At 38.0% G+C, this 9818-nt stretch carries 8 protein-coding genes; all 8 read right to left on the bottom strand.

All coding sequences use genetic code 11. From position 1 onward, the window contains the following. The coding region (locus AC1DRF_RS10945) for a sugar phosphate nucleotidyltransferase (protein ID WP_477740731.1) at positions 1-170 on the bottom strand (170 nt) is incomplete at its 3' end. Next, positions 167-2485, bottom strand: coding sequence for a glycosyltransferase (locus tag AC1DRF_RS10940; protein ID WP_377572760.1), 2319 nt, complete (start codon positions 2483-2485; stop codon positions 167-169). The genes AC1DRF_RS10940 and AC1DRF_RS10945, both read right to left, overlap by 4 nt. Further along, positions 2478-2972 carry a DUF4912 domain-containing protein gene (locus AC1DRF_RS10935; RefSeq protein ID WP_013085028.1) on the bottom strand — a complete coding sequence of 165 codons (495 nt, stop codon included), beginning with the start codon at positions 2970-2972 and terminating at the stop codon, positions 2478-2480. The genes AC1DRF_RS10940 and AC1DRF_RS10935 overlap by 8 nt, the downstream gene beginning before the upstream one ends. A 193-nt stretch (positions 2973-3165) precedes the next feature. Then, positions 3166-3825 (bottom strand): phosphate signaling complex protein PhoU, encoded by a 660-nt coding sequence (gene phoU, locus AC1DRF_RS10930; protein WP_013059193.1) that lies wholly within the window; start codon positions 3823-3825, stop codon positions 3166-3168. A gap of 22 nt (positions 3826-3847) precedes the next feature. Continuing rightward, entirely contained in the window at positions 3848-4645 is a 798-nt protein-coding gene (gene pstB, locus AC1DRF_RS10925) for a phosphate ABC transporter ATP-binding protein PstB (protein WP_371264484.1), read from the bottom strand. 617 nt (positions 4646-5262) lie between these two features. Beyond that, on the bottom strand, positions 5263-7440 hold the full coding sequence (locus tag AC1DRF_RS10920) for a peptidoglycan D,D-transpeptidase FtsI family protein (RefSeq protein ID WP_477740730.1): 2178 nt from the start codon (positions 7438-7440) through the stop codon (positions 5263-5265). A gap of 161 nt (positions 7441-7601) precedes the next feature. Beyond that, on the bottom strand, positions 7602-8879 hold the full coding sequence (locus AC1DRF_RS10915) for an MFS transporter (RefSeq protein WP_097824601.1): 1278 nt from the start codon (positions 8877-8879) through the stop codon (positions 7602-7604). A gap of 129 nt (positions 8880-9008) precedes the next feature. Then, positions 9009-9617 (bottom strand): superoxide dismutase SodA, encoded by a 609-nt coding sequence (sodA, locus tag AC1DRF_RS10910; RefSeq protein WP_477740729.1) that lies wholly within the window; start codon positions 9615-9617, stop codon positions 9009-9011. Positions 9618-9818: the final 201 nt, after the last annotated feature.

Here is a 9818-nt window from a genome sequence, read left to right as displayed (position 1 = left end):
TGCCTATACTGCAGCGTAATCCCAATCTCTGTAATTCCATGTTTCTTAAGCAGTTCAATGCTATATTCCATCACAGGTTTATCGTAAAGCGGCAGCATAGGCTTTGGAATCGTATAGGTCAAGGGCTGCAGTCTTGTTCCTTTACCGCCAGCAAGTATAATGGCTTTCAATTTTTTGCCTCCCTTCTTTTTTTATCCTGGCAAATCTGATGTTGAAACAGCTTACTTGTATCAATAGCGATTTTTTCCCAGCTAAACATAGTTGTTGCTTTTCTATACCCATTTTCGCTGATTTTTGCAGCCGTTTTTTCATTTTTTAACAAAAATTCAATACAGTTGATTAATTCGAGCGTATCTCCTCGGGCAAACGTCAGGCCCGTGTCGAAATGTGAAACAATATCGCTTAGACCTCCTGTATCGGCAACGATAGTTGGCTTCTTGGCTACCATCCCCTCTAAAGCCACAATTCCAAAAGGTTCATATAAACTTGGAAAAACAACCATTTTGCAAGCTTGAAGAAGCTGATTTCGTTCGTTATCGGTAATGTATCCAATAAAATACACGTATTTTTCTAGTTGCTTTTCACTTACTTGTGTTCGAAACTCATGAAGTAAAGGCCCTTTTCCTGCTACAACGAATTGAACATCTATTTGTTTTTTCTTAAATAGTTCCGCTGCTTCAATAAATAGCTGAAAGCCTTTTTCATATACAATTCGTCCAATTGAAAAAATAATAGGGGCCTTTCTAAAATTATATTTCTTTTGTAAACTTTCTTTTAACCGCTCATTTACTGCGTCGACTACCAGCTGCTTGTCAATTCCATTTGGAAATATAGCAATTTTATCTTGCTCTACTTGAAATAAAGTGATTAATTCCTTCTTCATATAGTCGCTGCAGACAATGATTGAGCTTGATTGTCGAATCAGCTCCTCTTCTTGCAAGTGAATTTTTTGCTGCATGTCATTATGAATACCATTATTGCGCCCATGTTCTGTCGCATGAATGGTCGTAATTAGCGGTCTATCCGTTTTATCTGCTAAACATTTTGCAGCGGAGGCAACAAGCCAGTCATGAGCATGAATAACGTCAAAAGACAGCTTGTAGCCTAACTGCAGTCCTCTAAGAGCCATAGCCACGTTCAAACTGTTTACCCATGTCAAAAAATCCGGGTGATGAGGCTGCAGGCTTTTAACTCGGTAAACGTGAACACCGTATAAACGCTCATATTCCGGCAGCCCCTCTACATAAGTTGTTAATACACTAACGTGATGGCCCTCCTTTGCTAACGCTCTGGATAAATCAAATACATGTCGTGCAAGTCCTCCGATAACTAGAGGAGGGAATTCCCATGCAAGCATTAAAATGGAGAGACCGCCTTTATATTGATTTACTGATAAAGCCGCTGGCTCTATCTCTTTTGCAGGGGATAAAAAAGAACTTCCTGAAAGAAAACTGTTTTCGCTATCCATCCTTGGGTTCTCTTCGTGACAAAGAAAATCAAATAGTTTTACTTGCCTTTCGTATTCACCTTTGACTTTTTCAAAATTATAAAGCCAATCGCTGCTACTTAAAAGGAGCCACTGTCGGTAGATAGCATTCACCACGCTAGGATGTTTAGAATCGATAACATCTAGCATCGCCTCTGACTTCTGTACGGTTGAAATAAACAATTGATTGTTCTCACTGACAAATTCAGCGCTTTTTGTTGCACCGTAGAGTGCAAGAGTTTCGTTTTGATGAAATTCTATATCCCTCGCGTAATCTAAAGGATATTGAAATATACCGCTTGCTGCTTGCATTCGCTGAAAGCCAAGCGTGTCCTTAGCCTTCAAATCCAAAAAAACGCTCGCTTTATTGATTGTTCCTTCCTCAACTTGTTTTCCTTGCTTAGGATATGGAAACAAGATAATGCCAGCAGGCGACTTTTTTAGTTCATCTGTTGATGACTTCACAAAGGTATAGCATATTTCATGAGATTTTAGGAGCATATCTACTTGATGAGTATACTCTCCTTGCTGTATAAAAAAACCGACGGGCTTTTTTTCAAAAAACTGTTGAAAAACACGTATTGCTTCTGTAATTTGGAGATTTAATGTTTGTTCGGTTTTAAGGGTGGAAACGAACGCGTTCGTTACGGTAGTAGGAATACACTCCATCATGTCATGCTGAAAAAAATATTTGCAGGCTGAGAACAAGCTCCCGTTCCACTTTTTTAAAAAGGTGAGTGCTCTCTGATGCTGCCGGCTTGAAAACTGGTGTAAATATTGAGCGTAACGAGTATTAAACTCCTCGTTGTTTAATGCGTTCAAAAACACACAAGACATCACAGCTGTTGCACCTATCAATTTCTTAGACTCAATTTGATCTAAAAAAGGGATGCACTCGTTCGTTACTTGTTCAAACAGCAGATACTCACTCTCTGTTTGAAGTACATGTAGCAACGGACAATGCATATAAGTTAAAAGAATACAGTCATCACTATTCATATTGCTTCTTCACCTGCTCCAAGTCATTTGAATATAAGGAATATGTGCTAAATTCATTTTGAACACCCTGGTGAACTTTTACAGGTTCGTACATCCAGCCTAACGAAGTTACATTCACTTGTTCATATTTTTCTTTCATCAAATAAACTGGATTCGAACGAAGAAGGGAAAAAAAACTTCCTTCTTTATCTTGAATACCAATATCTATTACATACGTGCGCTCACTTTCCAAGCTGTTCATAAACATGAAGTCTTGCTTAGGAGTAAGACCCTTCATATAATAGCGGTTTGATTCATGGCCGTTAAAATGAAGACCTGTTATATCATACGTACACATAGCTAGATTCAATTCTTCCCACCGTGTCGAAAACATACTTTCTACCATCTCTCGAATATGCTCAGAAAACGACCAGTGAACATAAATACGAGATGAGTCAAGCTGAGTAGCTATACACACATTTAAGTTTTGAATAAGATTAGCAGCCACTGTTTTATCACTTCGTTTCTTAGAATGTTTTTTCTACATATAAATGCCGTATAAACTTATTAACATCTTACCATTCAGAAAAAGTTGCCACAATAAACGCAATTTGTCGATTTGTGTTAAAAATTCAGATTAACATAGTAATTATAATTTACTAACAAAAAAACCTCTTCGCTTATTAGAAGAGGTTTTTCTACTATTCGTTTAAGTCGTAGCGTTTGCCTTTTACAAGGTAAAATACGCTTTCTGCTACGTTAGTGGTATGATCAGCCATACGCTCTAAATAGCGGGCTACAAATAAAAGCTGCGTAATTTGGTTCATAGCCTCCTGCTTTTCTTTAGCAAGACTTAAAAGTTCTTTGATTGTTATTCCGTAGAGCTCATCCACTTGATCGTCCATTTCCGCTACTTTTTTAGCCAGCACAAGATCTTCCTCGTGATAAGCTTTTAACGAAAGGCTCAACATTTCAATCGAAATATCGTGCATTTTCTTTACGTGTTCTAACGGCTTAATTAATTCTTCGTTTCCAATTCGTATAGCTGATTTTGCTACGTTAACCGCAAAATCTGCCATACGCTCAACATCCGAAGCAATTTTAATTGCCACAATGATACGTCTTAAATCGATAGCCACCGGCTGCTGCTTTGCGATCAGTAAGATAGCTAGGTCATTAATTTCTTCTTCTAAGTCATCCACGTATGAATCGCCGTCGATAATTTCTAGGGCCAGCTCAACGTTGCTTGTTTGCAGCGCTTCAATTGATTTTGATAGCGCCTCATGCGTTAAGCGCCCTATTTCTAATAATTTTTCACGTAATATCTTTAAATCACCATGAAACTTTTCGCGTACAACCACTCATCCCATCTCCTTGTATGTCTTAACCAAAACGACCTGTAATATAATCTTCTGTGCGTTTATCAGATGGCATTGAGAAGATTTTATCTGTTTCTGCGTACTCTACCACTTCTCCATTTAAGAAAAATGCTGTTTTATCTGAAATACGTGCCGCTTGCTGCATATTATGGGTAACAATAATAATGCTGAAGTCTTTCTTTAATTCTTGTACTAACTCTTCTACTTTTAATGTTGAAATTGGATCAAGCGCAGAAGTAGGCTCATCCATTAAAATAACGTCAGGTTCAATTGCCAAGCATCGCGCAATACAGATACGCTGCTGTTGTCCACCTGACAACCCATTTGCATTTTGATTCAAACGATCTTTAACTTCGTCCCAAATAGCTGCTCCTCGTAAACTTTTTTCAACAATTTCATCTAGTTTTTTCTTGTTGCGAACACCATGAATTCTTGGACCGTACGCAATATTATCATAAATAGATTTCGGGAACGGATTTGGCTTTTGGAAAACCATTCCTACTTGCGTGCGCAGCTCTTCCACGTGGTACGATTTATCAAAAATATTTTTCCCTCTATACTCAATCTCACCTGATGTACGGACAATTGGAGTCATTTCTACCATACGATTTAACGTTTTAATATATGTTGATTTTCCACAGCCTGATGGACCGATAATCGCGGTAACTTCGTTAGCATGAATGTCTAAATCAATATTTTTTAAGGCATGTGTGTTGCCATACCATAAATTCAAACCTTTTGTTTTATATACAATTTCTTTTGTTTGCGGAGTATCTACTTTTTCTTTGTTAGTCAATTCCATTGTTATTGCCATTGGATAATCCTCCTTCATCGTCTTTAACCGTTTTGAGCACAATAAAAGTCTCTCTATGTCTATTTAATATCYATTGTTTACTATCAGTGTAAATAAATACGAGAAGCCGAAACGCTTCCCCTTATTTTGATCATTTCTATTAACCCTTACACTTACAGAATAATAGCCGACTATTAATTGTGTTTTAACTCAATGTAAAGCTTTTGTAAACGAAGGTCTATCTGCGTGTTTTTTAGGTAAAAAACTAGTTCTTACGACCCTTAAATTCAATAAAAAACCATATATGTAAAGATTTCTAACAAAAAAGAAGAGGTAGAGACATAACTAAATTAATTCAATCTAAAGATGGGTGGATTGGATTAATAAGCCAGTATGAATTACTTCCGATACCGCTGTTGATTTTCGTTTCACGGGCGGCCGGTGAGTCTCCTCATYGCTTCGCTTTTCCTGCAGAAGTCTTCACCTTGCCCTCCAATCAACCGCTAAAAGCACCTACATACACGAAATCTACTTTCATCCTATAAATAAAAAATCCGAACAAAGTTGATTCTTAATCAACTTTGTTCGGATCTTACTTCAACTAATATGCTTTTGTCCCAGCCTCTTTAATTGGCGTCGTTTGCAATGACAGCCTGTTGGTTCTCTTCTTGATCTTTTACTTCTTGTTCACCTTTTTTCTTTAAATCAAAATACGTATCGAGCGCAGAACGAGCAAGCTCTTTTGTAATGGTATTTGGTGCACTTGGCACAAATGCCGATGGTACCACCACAGCTACTGCAATTTCAGGATTATTTGCCGGAGCAAAGGCCACAAAGTTTGAATTATTAACTTTAATAGGGTCCCCTCCGCTAGGGTTTTTCTCATAGGCTTGTGCCGTTCCTGATTTACCAGCAGGATTATAGTTCGCTGTATGGAAAGCTGCATACCCTGTACCGCCTTGTTCTTGCGTAACGCGCTTAAAGCCACTTTGAACATCTTTAATGTATTCTTCTTTCATCGTGATACGATTTAACACATCAGGCTCAAATGAATGCTGCGTACCGCCAATTTCATCGGTTTTAATCGTTGGTTTTCGGATTTCTTTTACTAGCTGCGGCTTAATGCGATACCCTCCATTAGCTATTGCAGAAGTATATTGAACAAGCTGCAGCGGCGTGTACGTATCATACTGACCAATGCCTAAATCAAGCGCCGTTCCTGGAACATCGCTTCCACCTTGGACACCTGTTGATTCGTTATCAAGGTCTATACCTGTTGATACGCCTAAGCCGAACTGACTGTAGTAAGAACGCAGTTCGCTGAATGTATCAGGTTTAATCGGTAAAGTCATGTTTTTATGATACTGTAACCCAGCCATAGCCATTACCGTTTTAAACATAAATACGTTGGATGAATATTTTAACGCAGATGAATACGTTAAGGGTCCTAACCCTTCAGCCTCAGCTGATTTTTTAACCGGTGTTCCTTTAATTTTTAACGGTTCATCAACGAACACTGTGTTTGGCTTAATAGCTCCTGAATCTAAGCCGGCTAAAACCGTTGCTCCTTTTACAACAGAGCCCATTGTATAAGATGTTGAAATATTCCCCAATGCAAAATCTTCTATTTTAGGCGCTCCAGTCTTCTTATCAATGGTGTATTTTTTACCTGCCATTGTTAAAATTTCTCCTGTGTGAGGATCCATCATAATAACAAAAGCACGGTCTAAAAATTGCGTTCCTTTCATTTGCTTTTTGGCTAAAAGCTGGTCCGTAATTTGTTTTTCTACCGCTTTTTGAAGCTCCATATCAATAGTTAAAACCAAATCACTGCCGCGTTCACCTTTAGACACTTGAATTGTATCAAGGAGATTTCCTTTTTTATCTGTTACATATTGGACTTTTTCTTTTTGACCGCTGAGCTGGGCTTCGTATTGCTTCTCTAAATAGCTCGTCCCAACTTGGTCATTTCGGCTATAGCCTCTTGACAAGTAATACTGTACTTTATCTTTAGGCAGTCCTTCGTTGGCAGATGATACATTTCCAAGCAAGGTACGAAGAGTACTGTTTTCTGGGTATGAGCGATCCCAATACGTTGTTGTATCAACACCTGGAAGTTCATCTAAGTGCTCACTTACAACGGCATACTCTTCATTTGTCACACCGCTCTTAACAATTTGCGGGGTGTTAGAGTAACCTGCCTCCATTTGGCGCTTAATAGCGAGAACTTCTAAATCACTCTTTAGACTTTCTAAATCTTTTTTAGAGATGCGGTCTAACTGACGTTGATACAGTTCGTCATCAGTCATTTCACCATCTTGAACTTTTTTGCGATCAGCTTGCGTAATTTTCTGTTCCGCTTCTTTAGGGTGAAGCATAATCCAATAATCCTTCATATCGCGTTCTGTAATTTTTACCACATTTTTAGCGTCTTTATTCTTTTTATTTTCCGGAATATCAATCACATTTGTGGTGTAAGGAACATCGATCATAGTGGCTAACCTTTTAGCGATGCGCAGCCTTTCTTCAGCTGTATTTCCTTGAAAACGAGTATATGTAATCGTATTTAAAGAGGTATTATCTACAATTACGCGGTTATAACGATCATACATTTTCCCTCGAGGAACAGGCGTACTGACCGTAACGTCCTGTGTTTTTTTCACTTCTCGTTCGTAATTCTCACCGTATACAATTTGAACAAGTCCCAACCGCAAAATTAATACGGAAAATAGGGCAAATACGGTCAAGAAAAGTAAGTTCACACGAAAAGGCACGTGACTTTTTCTTCTTTTTTTCTTTTTCATACCAACACCTACACTTTATAAAACATATATACCATAACACCATAAAATCAGCCATTTAGCAAATAAATAGACACCTGGCAGGTGCCTATTTACACAACGTATTTATTTTAAAAGAAAAGCGAAGCATTTTCCATAGTGCAAATGAAGGAGCTGACAACACTCTAAGCTGGAGACTCTCCGTCTCCTTCATTTAATACCGGAGGAGTAACAGTCGTTTCTTTTTTGTGCAGAGGCTGTGAGATATGTCTCACACAAAAATAAATGATCGTATGCCCTGCTCCAACAATAGCTAATAAAATGGGAATACTTTTTGCTTCATCAAAAAACAGTACAGCTATTAAAAATAAAGATATGGAAACGACGCGCCCGATATTCAGAAATACTTCTCTGACAACAATGTATTCAATTCTTTTTGAAACAACGTCTTTTGCTCGTCCAATCACATCGTACGTTAGAGAAATGAATGGAACCAATAAAATAGGATAGGCAACGGCAATACAAACAGCATATATAATTAACTTTGGATACGATAAGTTAAAGATAAGCAAAAAGACTGCTCCATAGAGAAGGAGGCCCCCTGTGAAGATAAACCGAAGGCGATTTTTTTGCTTAATAAACCTTGAGGCAACATAGTATCCTACAAATGCAACCGCTGAATTCACCAGTCCATATGTTCCTAAAGCTAATTCACTTCCCGTCGTAATAAATACCATGACGGATACAACAAAAATGAACGTACCTTCACGCAACCCTTGAAAGAAATGAGCCTGCAATATTCGATTCCAGTCTTTATTGACTTTTCGTTCAGCCCATACTTCTTTAAATTTGTATACTCCTTCCGCTGCGCGTCTTGTAATAAAAAAACTAAGTACAACGGCACCGATAAACAATAGCAGCGATACACCAAACACAATTTTATACCCAAGTGATTCATACAAAGCGGAAATAACAAAGCCCGCTCCTAAAGGACCAATCATCCCTGCAAAAGAGTTTAAGATCCCTAAAAATCCGTTAAAAAAGTCTCTTGTATCAGGTTCTGTAATTTCAAAAGTTAGCACATTAAAAGCTAGCCAATAAAAGCCGTATCCTATACCCAGCAGTCCACCAAGCAATACTAAATACTCGGCTGCGTTAGCTCCACTGACTAATACAGCGATATAAAAAACAGCTAAAAAAGATACACCTAACCTTAAAACCACAACCCGGTCAATTCGTTTGGCCCATTTACCTGCTAAAATAAACGTAAGCGGCTGAAGCACCACTACCGCTAAATTATAAATAGCGAGATCCGAAAATTCGCCTGATTGTTTCCACAGATAAATGTTAACAAACGAATTGGAAATTGAAATAGCCAAGGCATAAAGACCGCCTATAATTAAAAGCAAAAGTAAATCTTTACTAACTTCTACATCTCCAACTACTTTTTTTAATAAAGGCATATCAAAAAACTCCTTTTCTCTTCTACACCTAGTGTGTGAAAAAGAAAAGGAGATATGTAAAAGAATTGGAAAACAAAAAAGCCAGTAAAGGTAATAATTACTTTACTGGCTCTTAAACACGTCTTTAGCTTATTTTGCAGCGTCGTAACGCTTAGCAACTTCGTCCCATTTTACAACATTAAAGAATGCTGAAATGTAATCTGGACGGCGGTTTTGGTAATTTAAGTAGTAAGCGTGCTCCCAAACGTCAAGACCAAGAATTGGCGTTTTGCCTTCCATTAATGGGCTATCTTGGTTTGGTGTGCTTGTTACTTCTAATTCGCCGTTGTTTACAACTAACCAAGCCCAGCCAGAACCGAAGCGARTTTTAGCTGCATTTGCAAATTCTTCTTTGAATTGATCAAAGCTGCCGAATTTGCTAGCGATAGCGTCTGCTAATTCACCAGTTGGAGCACCGCCGCCGTTAGGGCAAAGGATTGTCCAAAATAATGAGTGGTTCGCATGACCGCCACCGTTATTGCGTACTGCTGTACGGATATCTTCAGGAACAGCGTCTAAGTTTGAAATTAACTCTTCAATACTTTTGCTTTCTAAATCCGCTTTGCCTTCAACAGCAGCGTTTAGATTTGTAACATATGTGTTGTGATGTTTTGTGTGGTGAATATTCATTGTTTCTTTGTCGATATGTGGTTCCAGTGCATCGTATGCATAAGGTAGTTCTGGTAATTTGTAAGCCATGAATAATTCCTCCTTCAAAATATGTAAGCATTTTGGCGCAAAAGCACCATATACGTTTAGATTAGCAAATTTACCCTACTGTTTCAAATAAAAAGTTCCTAATCCATGATTTATATTTACCTAATTCCCATTCGCTATTCTTTTAAACATAAAAAAAGCTTCTTTTTCTCAAAAGAAGCTTTGAATAGACAATAGTATGGC

Source organism: Priestia sp. P5_B4 (assembly GCF_056400385.1).
Note: the sequence above shows the minus strand (reverse complement) of the source record. Positions and strands in the feature narration are given on the sequence as shown.